22 protein-coding genes and 2 pseudogenes are annotated in these 20,737 nt (G+C 73.3%); 10 read left to right on the forward strand and 14 right to left on the reverse strand.

Annotated elements, in window-relative coordinates:
• Positions 1 to 32: 32 nt before the first annotated feature.
• Complete coding sequence (locus tag ACIQ6Y_RS21785; RefSeq protein ID WP_404041406.1) at positions 33 to 683, reverse strand: HD domain-containing protein; 651 nt, start codon at positions 681 to 683, stop codon at positions 33 to 35.
• Between the two features lie 52 nt (positions 684 to 735).
• Here ACIQ6Y_RS21785 and ACIQ6Y_RS21790 point away from each other — a divergent pair.
• A pseudogene (locus ACIQ6Y_RS21790) lies at positions 736 to 1,730 on the forward strand (GlxA family transcriptional regulator).
• A gap of 2 nt (positions 1,731 to 1,732) precedes the next feature.
• Here the strand turns inward: ACIQ6Y_RS21790 and ACIQ6Y_RS21795 are convergent.
• The 4 genes from ACIQ6Y_RS21795 to ACIQ6Y_RS21810 form a co-directional block, all read right to left on the reverse strand.
• Positions 1,733 to 2,908, reverse strand: a complete 1,176-nt coding sequence (locus ACIQ6Y_RS21795; RefSeq protein WP_404041408.1) for a hypothetical protein — start codon at positions 2,906 to 2,908, stop codon at positions 1,733 to 1,735.
• 132 nt (positions 2,909 to 3,040) lie between these two features.
• A complete protein-coding gene (locus ACIQ6Y_RS21800; protein WP_404041409.1) occupies positions 3,041 to 3,928 on the reverse strand; it encodes a TIGR03619 family F420-dependent LLM class oxidoreductase in 888 nt (295 codons plus the stop codon).
• A 134-nt stretch (positions 3,929 to 4,062) separates the two neighbouring features.
• On the reverse strand, positions 4,063 to 4,803 hold the full coding sequence (locus tag ACIQ6Y_RS21805) for an aquaporin (protein ID WP_404041410.1): 741 nt from the start codon (positions 4,801 to 4,803) through the stop codon (positions 4,063 to 4,065).
• A 16-nt stretch (positions 4,804 to 4,819) separates the two neighbouring features.
• Complete coding sequence (locus tag ACIQ6Y_RS21810; RefSeq protein WP_404041412.1) at positions 4,820 to 5,134, reverse strand: ArsR/SmtB family transcription factor; 315 nt, start codon at positions 5,132 to 5,134, stop codon at positions 4,820 to 4,822.
• A 76-nt stretch (positions 5,135 to 5,210) separates the two neighbouring features.
• On the opposite strand from ACIQ6Y_RS21810, the gene ACIQ6Y_RS21815 reads away from it, so the two are divergent.
• Positions 5,211 to 5,630 carry an arsenate reductase ArsC gene (locus tag ACIQ6Y_RS21815; RefSeq protein WP_404041414.1) on the forward strand — a complete coding sequence of 140 codons (420 nt, stop codon included), beginning with the start codon at positions 5,211 to 5,213 and terminating at the stop codon, positions 5,628 to 5,630.
• 30 nt (positions 5,631 to 5,660) lie between these two features.
• Here the strand turns inward: ACIQ6Y_RS21815 and ACIQ6Y_RS21820 are convergent, their stop codons facing one another.
• Positions 5,661 to 5,807 carry a hypothetical protein gene (locus ACIQ6Y_RS21820; protein WP_404041415.1) on the reverse strand — a complete coding sequence of 49 codons (147 nt, stop codon included), beginning with the start codon at positions 5,805 to 5,807 and terminating at the stop codon, positions 5,661 to 5,663.
• A 171-nt stretch (positions 5,808 to 5,978) separates the two neighbouring features.
• Between ACIQ6Y_RS21820 and ACIQ6Y_RS21825 the strand changes: the two genes are divergently transcribed.
• Positions 5,979 to 6,365, forward strand: a complete 387-nt coding sequence (locus ACIQ6Y_RS21825; protein ID WP_404041417.1) for a MerR family transcriptional regulator — start codon at positions 5,979 to 5,981, stop codon at positions 6,363 to 6,365.
• Positions 6,366 to 6,392: 27 nt separating this feature from the next.
• Here ACIQ6Y_RS21825 and ACIQ6Y_RS21830 read toward each other — a convergent pair whose 3' ends face one another.
• Positions 6,393 to 8,684 (reverse strand): ATP-binding protein, encoded by a 2,292-nt coding sequence (locus ACIQ6Y_RS21830; protein ID WP_404041419.1) that lies wholly within the window; start codon positions 8,682 to 8,684, stop codon positions 6,393 to 6,395.
• A 206-nt stretch (positions 8,685 to 8,890) separates the two neighbouring features.
• On the opposite strand from ACIQ6Y_RS21830, the gene ACIQ6Y_RS21835 reads away from it, so the two are divergent.
• Positions 8,891 to 9,622 (forward strand): DUF4232 domain-containing protein, encoded by a 732-nt coding sequence (locus tag ACIQ6Y_RS21835; RefSeq protein WP_404041420.1) that lies wholly within the window; start codon positions 8,891 to 8,893, stop codon positions 9,620 to 9,622.
• On the opposite strand, the gene ACIQ6Y_RS21840 is transcribed toward ACIQ6Y_RS21835, so the two are convergent.
• A complete protein-coding gene (locus ACIQ6Y_RS21840; RefSeq protein ID WP_404041552.1) occupies positions 9,580 to 10,566 on the reverse strand; it encodes an LLM class flavin-dependent oxidoreductase in 987 nt (328 codons plus the stop codon). The two genes, ACIQ6Y_RS21835 and ACIQ6Y_RS21840, sit on opposite strands and share 43 nt — an antisense overlap.
• An 87-nt stretch (positions 10,567 to 10,653) precedes the next feature.
• Between ACIQ6Y_RS21840 and ACIQ6Y_RS21845 the strand changes: the two genes are divergently transcribed.
• On the forward strand, positions 10,654 to 11,439 hold the full coding sequence (locus ACIQ6Y_RS21845) for a helix-turn-helix domain-containing protein (RefSeq protein ID WP_404041422.1): 786 nt from the start codon (positions 10,654 to 10,656) through the stop codon (positions 11,437 to 11,439).
• On the opposite strand, the gene ACIQ6Y_RS21850 is transcribed toward ACIQ6Y_RS21845, so the two are convergent.
• A complete protein-coding gene (locus ACIQ6Y_RS21850; RefSeq protein WP_404041424.1) occupies positions 11,418 to 11,840 on the reverse strand; it encodes a hypothetical protein in 423 nt (140 codons plus the stop codon). The genes ACIQ6Y_RS21845 and ACIQ6Y_RS21850 overlap by 22 nt on opposite strands.
• A gap of 298 nt (positions 11,841 to 12,138) precedes the next feature.
• On the opposite strand from ACIQ6Y_RS21850, the gene ACIQ6Y_RS21855 reads away from it, so the two are divergent.
• Positions 12,139 to 12,528, forward strand: coding sequence for a cupin (locus tag ACIQ6Y_RS21855; RefSeq protein ID WP_404041426.1), 390 nt, complete (start codon positions 12,139 to 12,141; stop codon positions 12,526 to 12,528).
• Between the two features lie 18 nt (positions 12,529 to 12,546).
• Here ACIQ6Y_RS21855 and ACIQ6Y_RS21860 read toward each other — a convergent pair.
• Together ACIQ6Y_RS21860 and ACIQ6Y_RS21865 are read right to left on the reverse strand one after the other, a co-directional pair.
• Positions 12,547 to 12,941: pseudogene (locus ACIQ6Y_RS21860) on the reverse strand (GNAT family N-acetyltransferase).
• A gap of 57 nt (positions 12,942 to 12,998) precedes the next feature.
• Entirely contained in the window at positions 12,999 to 14,156 is a 1,158-nt protein-coding gene (locus tag ACIQ6Y_RS21865) for an FAD-dependent monooxygenase (RefSeq protein ID WP_404041428.1), read from the reverse strand.
• Positions 14,157 to 14,261: 105 nt separating this feature from the next.
• Between ACIQ6Y_RS21865 and ACIQ6Y_RS21870 the strand changes: the two genes are divergently transcribed.
• The 3 genes from ACIQ6Y_RS21870 to ACIQ6Y_RS21880 all read left to right on the forward strand — a co-directional run bounded on the left by ACIQ6Y_RS21870 (position 14,262) and on the right by ACIQ6Y_RS21880 (position 17,769).
• Entirely contained in the window at positions 14,262 to 14,819 is a 558-nt protein-coding gene (locus ACIQ6Y_RS21870; RefSeq protein WP_404041429.1) for a TetR/AcrR family transcriptional regulator, read from the forward strand.
• 177 nt (positions 14,820 to 14,996) lie between these two features.
• Positions 14,997 to 17,168: an RNA polymerase recycling motor ATPase HelR gene (gene helR / locus ACIQ6Y_RS21875; RefSeq protein WP_404041431.1), complete on the forward strand. Its 2,172-nt coding sequence runs from the start codon at positions 14,997 to 14,999 to the stop codon at positions 17,166 to 17,168.
• A gap of 67 nt (positions 17,169 to 17,235) precedes the next feature.
• Positions 17,236 to 17,769, forward strand: a complete 534-nt coding sequence (locus tag ACIQ6Y_RS21880) for a DUF6174 domain-containing protein (RefSeq protein ID WP_404041433.1) — start codon at positions 17,236 to 17,238, stop codon at positions 17,767 to 17,769.
• 7 nt (positions 17,770 to 17,776) lie between these two features.
• Here the strand turns inward: ACIQ6Y_RS21880 and ACIQ6Y_RS21885 are convergent, their stop codons facing one another.
• The 3 genes from ACIQ6Y_RS21885 to ACIQ6Y_RS21895 all read right to left on the reverse strand — a co-directional run bounded on the left by ACIQ6Y_RS21885 (position 17,777) and on the right by ACIQ6Y_RS21895 (position 20,039).
• On the reverse strand, positions 17,777 to 18,265 hold the full coding sequence (locus tag ACIQ6Y_RS21885) for a hypothetical protein (protein ID WP_404041435.1): 489 nt from the start codon (positions 18,263 to 18,265) through the stop codon (positions 17,777 to 17,779).
• Positions 18,266 to 18,451: 186 nt separating this feature from the next.
• A complete protein-coding gene (locus tag ACIQ6Y_RS21890; RefSeq protein WP_404041554.1) occupies positions 18,452 to 18,835 on the reverse strand; it encodes a DoxX family protein in 384 nt (127 codons plus the stop codon).
• Positions 18,836 to 19,103: 268 nt separating this feature from the next.
• Positions 19,104 to 20,039 carry a TIGR03620 family F420-dependent LLM class oxidoreductase gene (locus ACIQ6Y_RS21895; RefSeq protein WP_404041437.1) on the reverse strand — a complete coding sequence of 312 codons (936 nt, stop codon included), beginning with the start codon at positions 20,037 to 20,039 and terminating at the stop codon, positions 19,104 to 19,106.
• Positions 20,040 to 20,137: 98 nt separating this feature from the next.
• On the opposite strand from ACIQ6Y_RS21895, the gene ACIQ6Y_RS21900 reads away from it, so the two are divergent.
• A complete protein-coding gene (locus tag ACIQ6Y_RS21900; protein WP_404041438.1) occupies positions 20,138 to 20,734 on the forward strand; it encodes a TetR/AcrR family transcriptional regulator in 597 nt (198 codons plus the stop codon).
• Positions 20,735 to 20,737: the final 3 nt, after the last annotated feature.

Consider the following 20,737-nt stretch of genomic DNA (forward strand, 5'->3'; position numbering starts at 1 on the left):
ACATCCCGCGGCACCGGGCGACTTGAGGAAGGTCAGTTGCCCCAGCGGCCGTTGCTGGTGGCCGTCTCCAGGGAGGTCGTGTGGGGCGGGGTGGCGCGTTCGCGGAGGAAGTCGGCGGTGAGGGAGTGGAGCGGAGCCTTCTCGGGGCGGTGGAGGGCCTGGGCGGTGATCTCGTCGATGAGGGTGGTGGCCATGTTCAGGCGGGGGTAGGCGGCGTGGATGGCGGCGCCTGTGGTGTCGTCGACGAAGTGGGTGGCGATGCCGAAGTCCATACCGATCCCGGTGCGGACGAGGGCGGACAGGGTGCTGCGGCGTTCGGCGATGCCGGGTGAGGTGTGCAGGGCGATGGCCTCCCAGACGGCGTCTACGGCATCCGCCGACAGGCCCTGGGCGGTGAGGAACTCCGCGGCGAGGTCGGCGCCGTCGACCTCGAACCGCTGGTCGCGGTCGCCGGCCTCCGTCAGGCCGATGTCGTGCAGCACGCAGGCGAGGAACAGCAGGTCCGGGTCGTAGTCATGGCCGGGCCGCGCGCCTCGGTGATCCGCGCAGAGGCGGGCGAACAGGGCGCTGCGGATGCTGTGATGGGCGGTCGCGGGGGATTCGGTGTCCTTCACCAGGGCCAGCGCCCGCCGGGCGACGGGGGTGTCCGGCAGAGTCATGAGGTCGATCACCGTTTCGGTCATGTGTCCATGGTCGGGACCTCGCACCTCGCCCGACAGTGGCAAGATTGCCGACATGCGAGAGGAAACTGCCAGCCCTTCGACCGACGCCCGTGCGGCGCACCGGGTGGCCGTCCTCGCCCTCGACGGTGTGCTGCCCCTCGATCTGGGCATCCCCGCCCAGGTGTTCACGTCCGTGCCGGGTGCGCCGTACGCGATGACGTTGTGCGGGCGTACGGCGGGATCGGTGACCACGGCCGCGGGGTTCGAGCTGACCGTGACCGCGGGTCTCGAGGCGCTGGGCGGCGCCGACACCGTGGTGGTCCCGGGCTACGCGGACCATCTCGCCGAGCTGGACGCGGCGGTGCTCGACGCCCTGGCGGAGTGTCATGTGCGGGGGCAGCGGCTGGTGTCCATCTGCACGGGCGCGTTCGCGCTGGCGGCCGCCGGAGTGTTGGACGGACGTACCGCCACCACCCACTGGCGGTACGCCGGTGAACTGGCGGCCCGTCACCCGCGGATCACCGTGGACCCACAGGTGCTGTACGTGGACGAGGGCAGCGTGCTCACCCGGCGGGTGTCGCGGCCGGGATCGATCTGTGTCTGCATCTGGTGCGCCGCGATCTGGGAGCGGGGACGGCGAACGAGGTGGCGCGCACCCTCGTCGCGGCCCCGCACCGCGACGGCGGGCAGGCGCAGTACATCAGGCGCCCGCTGGCGGCGGCCGCCGACGGCACCACGCTGGCCGCCACCAGGACCTGGGCCCTGGCCAGGCTGCACGAGCCGCTGACCGTCCAGCGGCTCCCCGCTCACGCGCATCTGGCGCCGCGCACCCTCGCCCGCCGCTTCGTCGCGGAGACCGGCACCACGCCGTTGCAGTGGCTGCTGGCCGCCCGTCTCGACCGGGCCCGGGAGCTGCTGGAGAGCACGGACCTCGCGGTCGAGCAGGTGGCCGAGCGGTGCGGGCTGGGCAGCCCGTCCAATCTGCGGCTCCACTTCCGGCGGGCCCTGGGCACCTCGCCGTCGGCCTACCGCGCCGCCTTCGCTCCCACGGGGGCTCAGAGCAGGTGACTTCAGCTGTCCGCCGGCTCCGAGGTCAGCACCACGCGGGGGTCCGACGGAGGATCGTAGGGGACGTACGTCTTCTCGAACTGCCCGGGCGGCACGCCTCGGTAGCCGCCCAGGCTGTACGTGATCCACGTGCCGGGCCGGAAGTCCTGCCCCTTGTTTCCCGGGAGGTGGAGCACGTCGGGGTCCTTCGGCGGCAGGCGCCTGCCGAGGAAGGCGCAGACCTCGACGAGGTTGGCCTGGCCCTGCCACTGGAGGGCCAGAACGGGCCAGGGGCGACGGCGGAAGCGCTGGGGCCGGGTCCAGCGGGCGGGGTGGCCGAGGGGGCCGCTGCCGGGCGGGAGCACGAGGTCGTACCAGCGTTCCATGTGGCCGCTGAACTCGTAGGCCTCCGGGCGCCGGTCGCGGTGGTCGCGGACGATCCAGGTGCCGGGGAAGCAGGTCCTGTACTCCGAGACGCGCAGCTCGCCGCGGTCGGCCGGGGCGTCCTGTTCCGCCGCGCCGACGAACGCGCGCACCTCGTCGTAGTTGCCCTCGCCGTTCCAGTACAGGGCGTCCGCGAAGGTGATGTCGTCCTTCTCGTGGTAGTGGGCCACGCCGTCGAGGAGGGTGTCCGTCGGGTCGACGGGGTCGTACCGCTCGATGAGGAAGAGGGAGTCCACCGCGAGGAACAGGTCGGGGGACCAGCGCAGGATCCACTGCCCCAGGGCGGCCGTGCGCCGCTCGTGCGAGTAGCTCGGCATCGGCAGCGGTAACTTGGTGCGGCCGGGGGCGAGTTGGTCCATCGGGGTGCCGATGAAGGCCTGAAGTTCGTCGAGTTGGGCCATGGAGCGCCAGTGGAAGGCGTCGACGGGCCGGGGCCTGCTGCGGTAGCGGGACACGCCGGGGCGGTGGAAGGGAAAGTCCCTGCGGGCGGCCTCGGGCACGCCCTGCTGGTCGTACTCCCGGGTGAAGTGCTCGCGTGACGCCCGGAAACAGTCGCCGACCATGTCGTGCCGCAGGATCCAGTCACCGGGTGTGGCGACCCATTCGTACCGGCCGGGGAGGTAGATACGGCGTCGGCCGACGCCCTCCTGGTGCGGCGAGACGCCGATGAAGTCGCAGACGTCCTGGAAGGCGGAGTCCCCGTGCCAGTGAATGGCGTCCACGTACTCGTACTTGGCCCGAACACGCATGCGCATCCCCCCGAAGTGCAGGATGCCGCGCGCTGGGGCGGCGCGCCATACCGCGGCGAGGGGCGGCTCGTTCGGCCGCCGTCCTCGCCGCGGGCGCCGGGGCCGACTGGATCGGCGTACTGCGGCGGTGCGGTCGTGTCAGGCGAGCTGCGGCAGCACCTCGGCGGCGATCCACTCGGTCGCCTTCTCCACATGCTCGGCGGCCACGGGCAGCCACAGGGTGCACGCGGACAGGCCCGCCTCGGCGAGCCGGCCGAGGTCGTCGACGACGCTCGCCGCGGTCGGCGAGGCGCCACCGACCGGTCGGCCCGGGGGCTGGATCAGGGCGGGGATGCCGGGCGGGGTGAAGAACTCCATCGAGTTGAGCGTCAGCCGGTCGGCGTCCTGCGAGGCGTCGGCCAGGTCGCGCAGCCGCCGGCGTACGTCGGTGACGGTCGCGGCGTCCGCGCCGGAGCCGTACCAGCCGTCGCCGAACCGCAGCGCGCGGCGCAGGGCGACATCGCTGTGGCCGCCGACCCACACCGGCGGGCCACCGGGCGTCACGGGCGTGACGCCCAGGCTGGCGCCCTGCAGCGTGGTGAACCGGCCCTCGAAGTCGGCGGGACGCCCCGTCCACAGGGCCTTCGCGGCGGCGAGGTGGTCGTCGGTGCGGGCGCCGCGCTCACGGACCGGCACACCGGCGGCGGCGAACTCGCCCGGGTTCCAGCCGGTGCCGACGCCCAGCAGCAGCCGGCCGCCGGACACCACGTCCAGGGTGGCGGCCTGATTGGCGAGCAGCACCGCCGGATAGTACGGCGCGACGAGCACGGACGTCAGCAGGCGCAGGCGCGTCGTCGCGCCGGCCACGGCCGACAGGAGCACGAAGGGGTCGGTGTCCAGGCCGAACCCGCTGTCGAGGAGGCGGTTGCCGACCGCCACATGGTCCAGGCCCAGCTCCTCGGCATGGACGGCGGCACGCAGTACGGCGCTTCCGTCGTCCAGCGGCCAGCGCGGCTGGAGAGAGACACCCAGGCGTAACTGGGGCATGAGCACTACCTTTCCCTCGCGGTGACAGGCAGGGCCTGCCACCCTGCCGCCCTGTCAACGACACCAAGCTACCGACAGCACGGGGCGCGGCGGTGCGTCGCCCGGTGTTCATTCGGAGGTCGGGCGGCCCCGGCTCACTCGGCGGTGTCCCGGCCGGGCGCGAAGATCAGCGCCACCAGCGCCAGACCCACCGCGGCGCCGAGGAGTTGCATGCCGATGAACGCGGCGAGGGAGCCGGGCGCGATGCCCGCGAAGGTGTCGGTGAAGGCGCGGCCGATCGTCACGGCGGGGTTGGCGAAGGAGGTGGAGGAGGTGAACCAGTACGCGGCGCCGATGTAGGAGGCGACGGCGACAGGAGCGAAGCGCAGCCGGTCGGTGCGGGCCAAGCCGAAGATCAGCAGGATCAGGCCGGCGGTGGCGACGACCTCGCCGAGGAGCAGGTGTCCGGCCGAGCGGTCGTGGGTGGACCACTTCACCAGCGGTTCGCCGAACATGGCGTCGGCCATCACCGCGCCCCCGACGGCGCCCACGATCTGCGCCGGGATGTACGCGGCCGCCTCGCGCCGGGTGACACCCGAGCCGGTCCACCACTCGGCGAGGGTGACGGCGGGGTTGAAGTGCGCGCCGGAGACCGGGCCGAGCAGCAGGATCAGCACGCCGAGGCCGAAGACGGTGGCGATCGAGTTGGCCAGCAGCTGCAGGCCCACGTCCTGGGTGAGCCGGGTGGCCTGGATGCCGGAGCCGACGACGACCGCGACCAGGGCCGCGGTGCCGACGAGCTCGGCCGCGACCCGGCGGGCGAGGGGCGGGCGGGCCGGGACGGCGAGGGAGATGGTGACGGCGGGGACCGCGGGCGTCTCCGGGAGCGTGGTCACTGGGTTCCTCAGGGGGTCAGGGGCAGGAGCGTTTGACGTTCGCCGCGGCGGTCAGACGCGCGAGCTGGGCGAGGTCGGCGAACTGGCCGGCCAGCGACTCGATGACCTCGGGCTTCAGCCGGTAGTACGTGAACCGGCCGCACGGCTCCGTCTCGACGACCCCGGCCTCGCGCAGCACCTTGAGGTGGTTGGAGAGGTTGGTCTGCCTCGCTCCGGTCTCCTCGACGAGGTGGGTGGTGCACAGGGTCTCGCGGGCGAGCAGGGTCACGATCCGGAGCCGCAGCGGGTCGGCGAGGACCCTCAACAGCTCAGTGTCGACTGACGTCAGCATGGACTGATACTGTCACATCAGTGAGGGCTGATACCAGCCAGGCTGCGCGCCCTGCCTGCCGCGAAGGAAAGAACCGATGACCGAGACCCCGCTCGCCTCCGTGCTGTTCGTCTGCGTCCACAACGCCGGACGCTCCCAGATGGCCGCCGGCTTCCTCCGTCATCTGGCCGGCGACCGTATCGAGGTGCGTTCCGCGGGTTCGCTCCCGGGCGACCGGGTCAATCCCGCCGCCGTCGCCGCCATGGCCGAGCTGGGCATCGACATCTCCGACCAGAAGCCGAAGGTCCTCACGACCGAGGCCGTCCAGGCCTCCGACTACGTCATCACCATGGGCTGCGGCGACACCTGCCCGGTCTTCCCCGGCAAGCACTACCTGGACTGGACCCTGGACGACCCGGCCGGCCAGGGCGTCGACGCCGTCCGCCCGATCCGCGACGAGATCAGGACGCTGGTCGAGGGGCTGATCGAGGAGATCACCCGGGAGAAGACCGCGTAGGCCGCCTCCCGAGCGGACTCCCCCGGTTCCCTACGGCGTGTCGGCCGGGGCGACCTGGACGCAGCCGTTGCCGGAGCACAGCGGGGCCGCCGTCGCGGCGGCCGAGGCTCCGAGCGGCAGCGCGACGGCCAGGGCAGCCACGGCCGTGGTCACACACAGCCGGATGAGACGCTTCATGACACTCCCCCTTGTTCTTCGGCTTCTTGCCCGAGGCGGGATTGTAGGCCCGGCGCATGGTCGGGCCCACCCTGCCGCCAGGTCCTCGGTGGACGTGTGCTCCTCGCGCGGGCAGGGTAGAACTTGCCATCGGTGTCAGGTTCAAGGCGTCGTACGAGGTGAGGCAGAGGCATGCGGATCGGTGAACTGGCCCGGCGCAGCGGGGTGAGTGAGCGTTCCCTGCGCTATTACGAGGCTCAGGGGCTGCTGCGGTCGGAACGCACGCCCGGCGGGCACCGGGAGTACGGCGACTGGGCGGTCGACCGGGTCGTACGCATCCAGACCCTCTACGCCGCGGGCCTGCACAGCAGGACGATCGCCCAGCTCCTGCCGTGCATGCGGGACACGGACGGCCGCCCGAACGAGATCGCCACGCCCGAGCTGGTGCACAAGCTCGCCGCGGAACGCGACCGCATCGACAGCCTGATCACGGACCTGATCCGCTCCCGCGACGTCCTCGACGAGGTCATCGACACGGCGTCGGACGACGCGACCACCACGGCTGGTCGAGGCGCGTGACGGACCGTCGCACCAGGGCCGTGGCGCTCACCTCGGCAGCTCGTCGAGTGCGGCGCTGGCCTCGCTCCGGCGGGGGCTCTTCAGCTCGGTGAGGGCGTCGCGGGCGGCGAGGAGGGTGTCCCGGGCCTCGGGGTGGCCCAGGGCGCGCAGGACCTGGCCCAGGTCGAGCCGGGCCGGTTCGCTCCAGGCGGGCATCTGTGCGTCCTCGAAGTGGGCCAGGGCGTGGCGCAGGGGTGCCTCGGCATCGGCCCAGCGGCCCAGTGCGGCCAGGTCGTTGCCGATCTGCTGCTGGGCGACCGCGTGGTACATCGCGATCAGTTCCTCGGGCTGCCCCGGGATGCCGGCGCCGCAGATCTCGGCGCTGCGGCGGTGGATGGCCAGGGCCTCCTCCGGCCGGTCGGCCTGGCGCAGGTAGGTGCCGAGGGAGTTGAGCATGGTCAGCTCAGGCAGCCGGGCCTGCGGGGCGTCCTGGGCGGCGAGGAGGCGGGCCGCCCGGTGGAGCCGGTCGTGGGCCTCCTCCGCCCGGCCCAGCCGGTGCAGTGCCGCCGCGCCGTAGCCCAGCGCCCAGCCCACCTGGAGCTGGTCGTCGCTCTCGCGGGCCGCGACCAACGCGGTGTCGGCGGTCGACAGGGCGGCCCGGGGGTCGTGGACACAGAGGTTGTAGGCCCAGGCGAGGTAGTTGAGGTGGACGGCCTCCTCCTGCCTGCTGCCGAGGGCGCGGGCCGCGTCGGCGGAGCGCCGGAACACCTCCACCCACAGCTCCCAGTGCTGGTTGAGGTCGGAGAACCAGTGCATGGCCTCCGCCATGTCCAGGACCTGCCGGTGCCGTCCGGTGTCGTGGGCGCGGCGCAGCGCGGCCAGCCACTGGGCGCGTTCCGCCTCCAGCCAGACCCGCGCCTCCTCACGGCCGGCGGGCGCGCTCGCGGGATCGGGGTCGCCGTGCGGTGCGCTCCGGTGGTGCTCGACGTCGAAGCGGAGCCCGGCGGCGGTGGCCCGGCGCAGCATCCACTCGGCGGCCCGGTCCAGCGCGGCTTCCCGCACCTCGGGGCCGTCCTCGGCCGCCGACTGCTCGGCGGCGTAGAGCTTGAGCAGGTCGTGGAAGCGGTAGCGGTCGGCGGCGGGGTCGCTCTGCAGCAGCCCGGCGTCCGTCAGCTCCTCCGCGCAGGCCGCCGCTTCGTCGTAGGGGAGGTCGGCGAGCAGCGCGACGGTCTCGGGGCTGAAGTCCGGTCCCGCGGCCAGGGCGGCCCGCCGCAGGAAGGTGCGGGTGTCCGGGGGAAGTTGGCGGTACGACAGCGCGAACGCGGCGCGCACGCCCAGGCTGCCGGCCTGAAGTCCGTCCAGGCGCCGGCCCTCGGCGGTGAGCCGGGCGACGAGCTTGCCGAGGCGTTCATGGGGCCTGCCGTGCAGCCGCTGGCCCGCGATCCGCACGGCCAGCGGCAGATGTCCGCACAGGTCGGCGAGGTCCCGGGCGGCCTGCGCCTCGGCGGCGACCCGCTCCGGGCCGACGATACGGGTGAGGAGTTCGACCGCTTCCTCGCGCCGCAGCAGCGCCAGGTCGGTGCGGTGGACCGACTCGAGTCCCGCCAGGGTGTGCCTGCTGGTGACGAGGGTCAGGGACGGGCCGGTGCCGGGCAGCAGGGGTCGTACCTGCGCCTCGTCGGCGGCGTTGTCCAGCAGCAGGAGCACCCGCCGGTCGCGGACCACGGACCGCCACAGGCCGGCCCGGTCGTCGGTGCCGGGCGGGACGGCCGTGTCGGCGACGCCCATCGCCCGCAGCAGCCGGGCCAGTGCGTCGCGCGGGGTCGTCGGTTCGGGGTCCATGCCGTGCAGGTCGAGGGCGAACTGCCCGTCGGGGAAGTACGGGGCGAGGCGGTGTGCGGCGTGCACGGCGAACGCGGTCTTGCCCAGGCCGGGCTGTCCGGAGACCACGCTCACGGCCGGCCGCGCCGGGGCGGCGTCCGCGGCCAGCTCCAGCAGCCGGGCCAGGGCCGGGCCGCGGGCGGTGAAGTCCTGGATGTCGCGCGGCAGGGCCAGGGCGGAGTGGGCGCCCGGCCCGGTGGCGGCCCGGGGGCGGGGCCGGCCCAGCGCGGCGGCCTTCTCCAGCCGCCCGGCGGTCTCCTCGTCGAGTCCCAGCCCCTCGGCGAGGGACTCCACGGTGCGGCGCTGCGGGCCGCGGGTCCGTCCGCGTTCCATGTCCGCCAGCGCCCGCACGCTCACCCCGCAGGCATGCGCGAGCGCCTCCTGGCTGAGCCCGGCACGTGTCCGCAGTGCGCGGAGCTGCTGCCCGAAGTCCTCCGTGCCGGGCGTGCCGCTGCACACAGTCGTCGTCCCCGTTCGCCCGGCCCGTACGACTGCGAGCCCCCGGCAGAAGTATGGCGGACGGTACTTCTGCCGGGAGAACCGCCTGGGACGCCGACCCCCGGGATGGTCGACTGAGGCCAGGTGGGGGACGGCACCACGACCAGCCCCTCACCTGCGCGTCCGCCGCCATGCGGACCATCGACCACCATCACGGGGAAGCACACATGAACACCCTTCGTCACCGTTCCGCCTTCTTCGCCGCCGGGAGCGTGGCGGCCCTCGCTCTGTCCCTCACCGCGTGCCAGGGCGACTCGGACACGACGTCGTCGCCGACGGGGGCCGCTTCGGCCTCGACGGGGTCGTCCGGTTCCACCGGTTCGACCGGGTCGGCCGGCTCCGACTCCGGCACCAGCGGCTCCACGGGTTCGGCCGACCCCGGCTCCGACTCCGGCTCCGGCTCCGGCTCCGGCTCCGGCTCCGGCACGAGTGGCTCCACGGGTTCCTCCGGCGCGGACGGTCAGCAGGCCTCCGCCGACACCCCGGCCTGCACCGCGGGCGACGTCGCCGTCACCGCCGCCACCCAGGACGGGCCGCCCTACACCCACCTCGTCCTCACGGCGAAGAACACCTCCGGCCACTCCTGCCGCCTGGCGGGCTTCCCGCACATCCAGTTCCTGGAGAGCCACAAGCAGGATGTCCCGGCGGTCGCCGAGAGCAAGCCGGCCACGCCGACGGTGCTGGCCGCGGGTGCCCCGGCCTACGCCCTGGTGAAGCTGTCGGACGGCGGCACCGACGAGGAGAACGAGCCCGTGTCGGCGTTCTCCGTCATGCTGGAGGGCGACTCGACCGTCATCGCCGTCACCGCGCCCGGCAGCGGCGGGGTCGCCGTCGACCCGGCGAAGGCGCTCACCGGCTACTGGACGCCCGAACTGCGCAACGGCGCCGACGACTTCTGAGCCGAAGTCGCCCGCAGGGCCGGGAGGAGCGCGGCCAGCCGTTCCAACTGGTCCCGCTGCGAGGGGAGATCCAGGGCGGCGAGCCGGATCACGACATGCCGCGCGCCGGCATCGGCGTAGCGCTGCAGGCCTTGCAGGACCTGGTCGGCGGAGCCGGTGACGACGGCCTGGATCTCCTCCAGTCGATCGAGCGGCATGCCGTAGACAGCCCGGGCGTAGTCGTCCAGGGCGCGGCGGCCGCTCTCGGTGTCGTCGTCGACGCGGACGGAGACGAAGAGGGCGGGGGTCACGTCCTCGGGGGCGCGGCCCGCGTCGGCTGCCGCGCCGCGGACGGCGTGCAGGCCGGACGCGTAGTCGGCGGGGTCGGGCGGGTAGGGCAGCCATCCGTCGTACGTCCGCCCCGTACGGGCCAGTGCCGCCGGCGTCGCGCCGCCGAGCCAGATGGGCGGGTGGCCCCGGGCGGGCCTGGTCGTGGGCGGGAGGTCGTCGAAGTGGAGAAGGTCGCCGTGGAAGGAGTCGGCGCCGTCCCACAGGGCCCGCCACAGCGCGACCGTCTCGTCCAGGCGGGCGAAGCGCCTCTCCCAGGGCAGCTCGGACAGGGTGTAGAGGGGGCGTCCGAAGCGGCCGGGGAAACCGGCGCCGACGGTCACGGTGAGCCGGCCGCCGCTGAGCAGGTCGACCGATGCCAGTGACTGCGCGGCCTGGACCGGCCGGCGCAGGAACGGCAGCAGGGCGGCCGTCCCCAGGGTCACCGTGTCGGTGACCGGGGCCAGCGCCGCCAGCATCGTGAGGGCCTCGATGCGGGGGCTGATCAGGGAGTCGCCCACGAAGAGCGAGGAGAAACCCGCGCGTTCGGCCTCGCGGCCGAGGGCGATCAGCTCGCGCGGATCGTCTGCCGGGCCCCACTGTGCGGTCGCGGTCGGAAGCAGTACACCGATGTCCATGCCGGTGATCGTCGTGCCCGCCGCGGGCACGCCTCAATTCCCTGCGGGGAATGGCCCGTATGCCGCGAGGCCGGTACAACAAGGCTCGTGGACTTCCCGAGAGCGCTCCGCGCATGCCGTGCCCGCCGTCATCTCAGCCAGCTCGACCTGGCCTCACGGGCGGGCACCACGCAACGGCACCTGAGTTTCATCGAGTCGGGCCGGTCGGTGCCGGGCCGGAACATGGTCGTACGTCTGGCGGAGTCGCTGGAGCTGTCGCTGCGGGAGCGCAACGAGCTGCTGCTGTCGGCCGGTTACGCAGCCGCCTACGCCGAGAGCGCGCTGGACTCGGCGGAGCTGGCGCCGGTGCGTACGGCGATCGACAGCATCCTCCGCGGGCATCTGCCGTATCCGGCGCTGGTCGTGGACCGGGGCGGGGATCTGGTCGCCGCGAACTCCGCGATGGACGTCATCACCGAGGGGGCGGACCCCGAGCTGGTCGGCCCGGGCACCAATGTCTACCGTCTCGCCCTGCATCCGAAGGGCGTGGCGCCGCGCATCCTCAACCTGGCGGAGTGGGCGCGCCACATCCTGGCGGCCCTCGGCCATCTGCCGGAGCTGCGCGACGAACTCGCCGCGTACATACCGGCGTTGGACCCATCGGCCGGACAGCTCGGCTTCGCCGTCCCGCTGCGGCTGCGGTCGTCGTACGGCGAGCTGCGGCTGATGACGACCGTGACGACCTTCGCCACGGCGGTGGATGTGACGCTGGCCGAGCTCAGGCTGGAGGCGTTCCTGCCGGCCGATCCGGCGACGGCGGAGGCGCTCGCGGCGGCCGCCGCCGCGGCCGGGGCGATTCCTGCGGCGGACGGTCAGGGGCCGGGGTACATGTAGTCGGACTTGATCCGGCCGTCGTCGTCGAGGACGACGAACTCCACGCCTCCGCCGAGCACTTCGCCGGTCTCGGCCGACACCGCCTCCCAGCCGAACTTCACCACGCCGTGGAGGCGGACGGCGTCGGCACGCGGCCGGAAGGTGAGGCCCTGCTTCGCCACGAACTCCTCGTAGCTGCGCGCGACCCGCCGTTCGATGGCGTCGTGCCCCTGCGCCTCCAGTGTCGTGTGGCTGAAGCCGAGCCCCTCGGCGACCTCGCGGATCTCCGCGGGCGGGTGCAGGGTGTGGGTGCCGTCCTCGGCCCAGAGCCGCTCGATGGCCGCACGCCGTTCGCCGGCGTCCGAGGTGTTCCACTGGGCGGTGTAGCGGTGGGCCAGGTCCTGCGGGTCGATCTCGATCACGTGGATCTCCTTGCCGGGCGGGTCACTTGGCACCCGATCCTGCGGCGCGCGGCGGGGACCGGCAATTCCCTGCGGGGAATCGGCTTCAGCTACCGGGACGGTGGGGAATGGGGGTGCGCCGAACGGTGCGTGGTCGGGGCGGGATGCCCGACGTCCGTCGGCTGAAGTAGGGGCGGGCGGTCGGAAGGATGGCCGTCATGAACAGGCCGTTGCCGACCGGAAGCGCTCGGGCCGCCCGCCCACAGGCCGCTCCGTTGCCGGCCGACGCCTTCCACCACCGCAGAAGGGAAGCCCTGGCATGACTGTCACTCCGATCGACCTCTTCGCCTCCTTCATCCACCTCGACGAGGGCGGCCAAGTGCGCGCCGCACAGCCGGTGTTCGAATTCGAGCGGGAGGGCTGGCAGCTGATGACCTTCCATGTGGAGTCCGACGCCGACGTCCACGCCGATCACTGGGAGGTCCACACCGACGCGGACGAGATCGTGTCGTGCCTCAGCGGCGGCATCCGCCTCCATCTGCGCCCGGAGCAGCCTGGTCAGGAGGCCGAGGAAATCGCGCTGCGCGCCGGCACCGCGGCCATCGTCCCCCGTGGCCGCTGGCACCGCCTCGCCCTGGACGCCCCCAGCGACATCATGTCCGTCACCGTGCCCCGGGGCAGCCGCCTGGAGAAGCGGACCGACGTCTGACCGCCCGGCAGCACCGGGTCACAGGGCGATCAGCCCCGCCGCCGTCTCCCTGAAGCCGCAGGCGTCGAAGTAGAACGCGCGCAGATGCGGCTCGAAGTCGACATGCAGCCACGCACACCCGGCGGCGCGGGCCGCGTCGACGGCCTCGGCGACGAGTGCGGTCCCGACGCCTGACGACCGACGGTGGCGGGCGACGACGGTGTCAGCAGGAACGCGTGAGTGCCGCCGTCCCAGGCCACGTTGACGAACCCGACCAGATCGGCGCCTTCCCGGGCGCAGACCCAGCCGAGACTGTGCCGCTCGACCCGCGCCCGCCAGTCGGTCCGGCCGGCCGGGCCCCCGAAACCGTCGGCGTGCAACGCGTTGAGGGCGGCGTTGTCGAAGTCGCCCCGCCACTCGTACGTGATCGTCATGCGGGGATCGTACGAGGACCGGGCCCGGCCCTGCGGGGCACGTCGGCGTGACCGGTCTCAGACCAGGCTCGGTGGTGTCCAGTCGGCGTGGCGGAGGATGGCTCGCAGGGCGACGCCCGAGGGGGCCAGGCGGAGGGCGGCGTTGCGGGCGGCGACGGCGAGGGGGTGGGTGAGTTGCTGGCCGAGGCGGCCGGCCTGGCGGGCGGCGCGGGTGATGGCCTGGGTGCGGGGGCGGCGTTCGGCGTCGTAGCGGGTCAGGGCCGCGGCGAGGGTGGGCTCGGTGGCCAGGGCGGCGGTCAGGGACGCCGCGTCCTCCAGGGCCTGGCAGGCGCCCTGGCCGAGGTTGGGGGTCATGGCATGGGCGGCGTCGCCGAGGAGGGCGATGCGGCCGACGGTGAAGCCGGGCAGGGGGTCGGTCAGTTCGTGGATGTCGTGGTGGAGGACGGCCTCGGGGCGGCTCGCGTCCAGGAGGGCGGGGATCGGGGCGTGCCAGTGGCCGAAGCGGCGGCGGAGCTCGGTCAGGGGGTCCGAGTGGCGCACGCCCGCCGGTGAGTTGACGACCGCGTGCCATTCGGCCCTGCCGTCGGTGAAGGCGATGTGGCCGAACTCCGCGCCTTTGCCCCAGGTGAGTTCGAAGTCGGTGCGCAGGTCCACGGGGTCTTCGGTGATCGCGCGCAGGACCGTGGAGCCGCTGTAGCGGGGGCCGGGGTGCTCGGGGAAGAGGCGGGTGCGCAGCCGGCTGCGTACGCCGTCGGCGGCCACCACCAAGTCCGCTTCCAGGATGGACTGTTCGCAGTGGATGCGAAGGCGGCCGTCCCCGGAGTCCTCCACCGAGCGCACCTCCCGGCCCACCGTGAGGCACTCGGGCGGCAGGGCCTCGCGCAGCAGGCGGTGCAGGACGGCTCGGGGGATGCCGACGATCGGCGTGCCCAGGGTGCGTTCCAGTGCGGCTCCGTCCATGCGGGCCAGCCAGCGGCCATCGGGGGTGCGGGTGCCGCCGGTGTACTGCGGGCGGGCCGCCGCACGGACCGGCTCGCCGGCGCCGAGGACATCGAGGGCGCGAAGTCCGTTGGCGTGCAGGGAGATTCCGGCGCCCGCGTCCTCCAGGACCAGGGCGCGTTCGACGACCGTGACCTCCCAGCCGATCCGCCGCAGGCCGATCGCCACGGCCAGCCCGCCGATGCCCCCGCCGACCACTACCGCGCTGCTGCCCATACCCGGTCCTTCCTCGTCCCGACCGCACTCACGGCTTCTACAGATGTAGAAGAACAGATGCCGCGGGAAGCGTACTCCTGGCCTCTACAGGTGTAGAAATAGGGGGTGCCCACCGATCGACGCACCCTCCTCGCCGACGCCGCCATCACCGTGCTCACCGAGTCCGGCATGCGCGGACTCACCCACCGTGCCGTGGACCGGGCCGCGGGCCTGCCGCCCGGTACCACCTCCGCCTATCTGCGCACCCGCACGGCACTCCTGACCGCGCTGGTGCGGCGGCTGGTCGCCCTGGACCAGGCGGAGCTGGAGGAGATCGGCGGCCGGACGCCGGTGCCGCGCGACGCCGAGGAACTGGCGGCCGGCCTCGTCGCCTTCGTCGAGCGACGGCTCACGGGGGACGGCCGGCGGCGCTCGCTCGCCCGCTACGCGTGCGCCCTCGAGAGCGTGCACCACCCCGAACTGCGCGAGATCCTCGTGCCCCGCGCGAACACGGCACGGCAGGCGGTCCAGGACTTCCTCGCCGCGCAGGGCCTGCCCGACGCGGCGGAACGCACCGTCACCCTGCTGACCTGCGTGGACGGCCTCGTCTTCGACCGTCTCGTCAACGGCGGCACGGTGAGCGCCCAGGAGGTGCGCCGCCTGGTGACGGCCGCCGTACGCTGACGCCCCGCGCCTGGCCACGCGGCGGGAGGCCCCCTGCCACGCCGTACTCCGGGCACAAGAAAGGCAAGGACGGTGAACCCGTTCCTTGCCACTCTCAACTTATAGCGCACAGGGGGACTTGCGGCAAGGCCCCGGGTATCCCGCAGAATCACAGGCTCACGGCCACAACCTGCGGAAATGGTGATCGCTGAAGTGCCTGCCCGTTCCCTGCCCACCAGCCCGTTCGACCTGTCCGACCGACTGTCCGCCAAGGCCGACCCGGCGCTGATCGCCGAGGACGAGAAGCACTTCGCCGCCGTCGCGGAGAGCCTCGAGCTGGCCATCGCCGAGGTGTCCGACAGCCTCGACGCCGCACTGAAGGCGCCCGGCGGGGTCGGCCGCGCGGCGATGGACCGGGACGCGGAGGTGCACCGGCTGACCGGCCGGCTGCGCGCCCTGCGCCGCTTCGGTCTCGACCTGTGCCTCGGGCGCGTGGTCGGTGCGGACGACGCCGAGCCCCTGTACATCGGCCGGCTCGGCCTCACCGACAGCTCGGGGCGCCGGCTGCTCGTCGACTGGCGCTCCCCCGCGGCCGAGCCGTTCTTCGCGGCGACCCACGCCCACCCGATGGGGCTGGCCAGCCGCCGCAGATACCGCTGGAGCGACGGCCGGATCAGCGACTACTGGGACGAGGTGTTCACCGCCGACGGCCTGGAGGGGCACGCCGCGCTCGACGACCAGTCGGCGTTCATCGCGGGCCTCGGCAGCAGCCGCTCCGCCCGGATGCGGGACGTGCTCGCCACCATCCAGGCCGACCAGGACGCCATCGTCCGTGCCGGATCGCGCGGCGCGCTCGTCGTGGACGGCGGCCCCGGCACCGGCAAGACCGTCGTCGCCCTGCACCGCACCGCCTACCTGCTGTACGCCGACCCGCGCCTGAGGCATCGCCGCGGCGGTGTGCTGTTCGTCGGCCCGCACCAGCCGTACCTGGACTACGTCTCCGACGTGCTGCCCAGCCTCGGCGAGGAGGGCGTGCGCACCTGCACCGTGCGCGACCTCGTCGTGGAGGGGGAGGGCGCGCCGCCCGAGTCCGACCCGGAGGTGGCCCGGCTGAAGGCGTCCGCGCGGATGGTGCGGGCGATCGAGACGGGCGTGCGGTTCTACGAGGAGCCGCCCACCGAGGGCCTGCGGGTCACGACGCCGTGGGCCGAGGTGTGGCTGAGCGCCGACGACTGGGCGGACGCCTTCCGCGCGCCCGGGCCCGGCACGCCGCACAACGAGGGGCGGGACGTGGTCTGGGAGGAGCTGGTGACGATCCTGCTGGACAAGGCCGTCGGCGAGGTCCCGGAGGAGCTGTTCCGCAGGGCGCTGCTGCACGACAAGGAGCTGGTCGGCGCCCTGGAGCGGGCGTGGCCGCTGATCGACGCGGCCGACCTGGTCGCGGACCTGTGGTCGGTACCGGCGTATCTGAGGCTGTGCGCTCCCTGGCTCACCCCCGAGGAGGTACGTACGCTCCAGCGCAAGGCGGCCCCGCAGGCCTGGACCGAGTCCGACCTGCCGCTTCTGGACGCGGCGCGGCAGCGGCTCGGGGACCCGGCGGCGGCGCGGCGCAAGCGGCGGCACGACGCCGCCGTCGCCGCCGAGCGCGAGCGGATGGGCCGTGTCATCGACAACGTGCTGGCCGCACAGGACGACGGCGAGAGCGCGGTGACGATGCTCAGCGGGCGCGACCTGCAGGACGCGCTCGTCGACGGCAGCGCCCTGCCCGCCGCCGAGGCGGACCGGCTCGCCGGTCCCTTCGCGCACATCGTGGTGGACGAGGCGCAGGAACTCACCGATGCCGAATGGCAGATGCTGCTGCAGCGCTGCCCATCGCGGAGCTTCACGATCGTCGGGGACCGCGCCCAGGCGCGGCACGGGTTCGCCGAGTCGTGGCGGGAACGCCTGGAACGGATCGGGCTCGACCGTGTCGAGGTGGCGTCGCTGAGCATCAACTACCGCACGCCGGAGGAGGTGATGACCGAGGCCGAGCCGGTCATCCGGGCCGTGCTCCCGGACGCCAATGTGCCGACGTCCATCCGCAGCAGCGGCGTTCCCGTCGTGCACGGCTCCGTCACCCGGCGGGACGAGATCCTCGACGCCTGGCTCGCCGAGCACGCCGACGGCGTCGCCTGTGTCATCGGCGATCCCACGTTCCAGGAGACCGCCCGAGTCCGGTCGCTCACCCCGCAGTTGTCGAAGGGGCTGGAGTTCGACCTGGTCGTGCTCGTCGACCCGGAGGAGTTCGGCGCGGGCGTGGAGGGGGCGGTCGACCGGTATGTGGCGATGACTCGGGCGACGCAGCAGTTGGTGGTGCTCACGAGCCGCTGACGGGTCGAACGTTCCAAGGGCGGACGGGTCGAACGTTCCGGGGGCGGTCGGCGTCACAGGTGCAGTCGTGATCGAAGGGACCATCACCATGAGCACCTCCATGACCACCACCGTGACCGCCGTACGCCGTACCCGTGGCCGTGCCGTGGCCGCCGTCGCGCTGATCGCCGGGATGCTGGGCGCGACGGCCGCCTGCGGCACCGAGACGGAGGCCGCCTCCCCCACGGGCTCCGAGGCCGTCGCGGCGCAGAGCCGTACGACGTGGAAGGAGCCGGCCTCGTACGTCTACACACTGGAGTCGACCGAGGGGGAACGGGCCCTGATCGGGACCTTCCGGATCACCGTGCGGGACCACGAGGTGACGCGGGCCCGCGGCCTCGACGAGAGCGGCCGGCGCGTCGTGAAGGCTTTCCCCGACCAGGTGCCCACCATCGGCGCCCTGCTCGGGGAACTGGAACAGGCCCGCAGCGAGGACGCGGACAAGGCCGAGGCCTCCTACGCCCCCGACGGACACCCGGAGCGGATCGTCCTCGACTGGGACACGAACGCGCTGGACGACGAGTCGCACTACGTCATCAGCGGCTACGCCCCCGGCTCTTGACGCTCCGTCAGTCGAACCGGAGGTGGCGCAGGACGCGGGAGTGGGCCTTGGCCGCGTCGATGCCCAGGGCCTCGCCGACCGTCTCCGGGGACAGGGCCTCGTCGTCGATGACGTACGCGGCGTCCCGGCCGGCGTCCCGGGTCAGGCGCTCCAGCCGGGCGACCGCCCGCAGCGCCGCCAGGGGCGCCTCCTCGGCGAGCGAGCAGAGCCGGGTCTCCAGCCGGTCGAGCAGCTCGGTGACGTCCGCGGGGAGGGGCACCGTCCGCCGTTGCACGTCGCGCAGGTGCTCGCACCAGTCGGCGTGGGCGGCGGAGACGTCCAGGTCGCTCGGCCGGCCGGCGGGCTCCGCCGAGGGGACCGGGTGGCCGGGGCCGCGCCAGCCGCAGGCGCAGGCCGCGCGGTACGCCGCTGCCGTGGGGCGGTTCATGAACCCGTCGTACGCCCACCACTCGCGGGTCTCGTGGATTTCGCCGCCGCTGCCCAGGTCCAGGTACACGGGCCCGGGCTCGCTGCCGTCGGCGAGGACCGCCCCGGCGTACCCCTCGTGGGACTCCCCGAACTCCTCGGTCAGCTACCGCACGGCATCCCCTTTCGTCCTTGCCTGTCTGCGCCCGAGGATGCCGTGGCGAGGTCGCGCCGGCGGGCGGTCGATGTCAACCGTGCCAAGTGTGGGACCGGCACGTCAGCCGGTGAAGGTCTCGGGGCCGAAGCGGCCCCAGGCGATGAACACCGCGATGGCGAGGTAGACGAAGTTCACGGCGACGAGCGCGTTCTCGCCGCGGCGGCCGTGGGTGGCCATCGCGCCCACCATCAGCAGGACCCAGCACACGGCGGTCACCGGCACCATGACGGGCGCGATGTCGAGCACGGCGGGCAGGATCAGGCCCACGGCGGCCAGGACCTCGAGTATGCCGAGCCCCTTGATGAAGCCCTCGCTCTTCCCGTCGGTCCACCCGCCGCCGTGGGCCGCCGCCAGCTTCTCCTTCGGCACGAACGTCTTGACCATGCCGCCGAACAGGGCCACCGCGGCCAGCAGTCCGGCAGCGATCCACAGGGCGAGGTTCATCATCTGCTCCTTGATCGAAAGTGTCTTCACTCCCTACGACGAGACAGCCCGCCGGGCTGTGACATCCCTGGCGCACCGATGCCGAGCAGGGCGTGCGCGACGACGTCGGTGTGGGTCCACAGCAGACTGCCGCCGGCGTCGGGGAGCAGGGTGGCGGGTCGCTGGGGGGAATCGTGCGGGCGAGGCGGGCCGGGTCTGTCGCCTCGTAGAGCATGGTCGTCCATTGTCGACGGCTTCAGGCTCGGCGACTTGGCAGGGCCTCGGCCTTTCACCCCTGTCGGCCGATGCCCAACGGCGTAAGGGCTGGGGCCAGTTCACGCCACTGCAGCAGGGGCAGTTCGGTGGGGGACGCGGTGAGGACCTGTACGGCGACGTGGTCGGCGCCCGCCTGGAGGTGTTCCTCCACCCGACGCCGGATCGCGTCGATGTCGCCGTGGGCGACGATCGCGTCGACCAGCCGCTCGCTCGGCCCGCCGATGACGTCCTCGTCGCCGAAGCCCAGTCTGCGCACGTTGGCGAGCTGGTGGGGGGCGCTCTCGACGTACATCGCCACGTGGGCGGTGGCCAGCTCACGGGCCCGCGCCGCGTCGGTGTCGAGCACGACGGCGAGTTCCACGCCGAGGAACGCCTCGGGGCCCATGATGCGGCGGGCCTGCGCGGTGTGCTCGACCGGCACGAAGTACGAGTGCGCGCCCCAGGTGCGTTCCGCCGCCAGGCCGAGCATCTTGGGGCCCAGGGCCGCGAGCACGCGCCGCGGTGCCGGGTCGGGGCGTGGGCCGTGCTCGGGGACCGCGTCCATCGAGTCGAGGTAGGCGCGCATGGTGTGCACCGCCCGGCCGCGCGCCGGCATCGGGTAGCCGTCGAGGTGGTGGACGGTGTCGTCGACCCGGTGCCCGCCGAGCCCGAGCACATAGCGGCCCGGGAACGCGTCGCCCAGGGTGCGGGTGGCCGTCGCCGCCGCGATCGGGTCGCGGAAGGCGATGTTGGCGATGCCGGAGGCGACCGTCAGCCGGCGGGTCGCCGACAGCAACAGCCACGCCTGGCCGAAGCTCTCCCGGCCGAACGCCTCACCGACCCAGATCGCCCCATAGCCCAACTCCTCTATTTCCGCGGCGGCTTCACGGACCAGGCCAGCCGGGTGCGCATCGAAGGCGAACGTCCAGATGCCTGCCGGCCCGAGGGCGGCGTGTGCGTCGTCGTGCATGTGCGCTCCTCCTCCACCAAACGGAGAACCTCTCCGCTTGGCTGTGCGGGCTACCATACGGAGAAGTTCTCCGGATCGCCAGCGTGAAAGGCGGCATCATGACGACACCCGGCCCGGCCGCACAGCCGCCCGTCTCGCGCGCGGACGCGCGGGTCAACCGCGAGCGCATCCTCGGCGTGGCCCGCGAGGTGTTCGCCGAGAGCGGCCCCGAGGCGTCGCTCAACGCGATCGCCCGCCGGGCCGGCGTCGGCCCCGGCACCCTCTACCGGCACTTCCCCAACCGCCAGGCCCTGGTGGTCGCCCTCGTCCGGGACCGCGTCCTCGCGCTGCAGGCGTTGGCGGAGGAACTGCCCACCTCCCACTCCCCCGACGACGCCCTCGCCGTCTGGCTCACGGCCCTGCTCGCCCACGCCCGGCTCCATCAGGGCACGGGCGTCGCGGCGCTGCTCGACGAGACGGCCGACCTCGGCATCGACTGCCACCGCCTCGTCCTGGACAGCGCCGCCGCCGTCCTGTCCCGCGCCCAGCACGAGGGCACGGCACGGGCCGACCTCGACGTCGGCGACCTGGTCCGACTCGTCGCCGGAATCGCCCTCACCACGACCCGCGACGACGAACCGGGGCTGCCGGAACGGCTGCTGGGGCTGGTGCTGGACGCCGTACGCCGGGGTGGCGGCGGTGGGACCAAGGGCTAGCCC

This window comes from Streptomyces sp. NPDC096205, from assembly GCF_044763135.1.
Classification (GTDB): Bacteria; Actinomycetota; Actinomycetes; order Streptomycetales; family Streptomycetaceae; genus Streptomyces.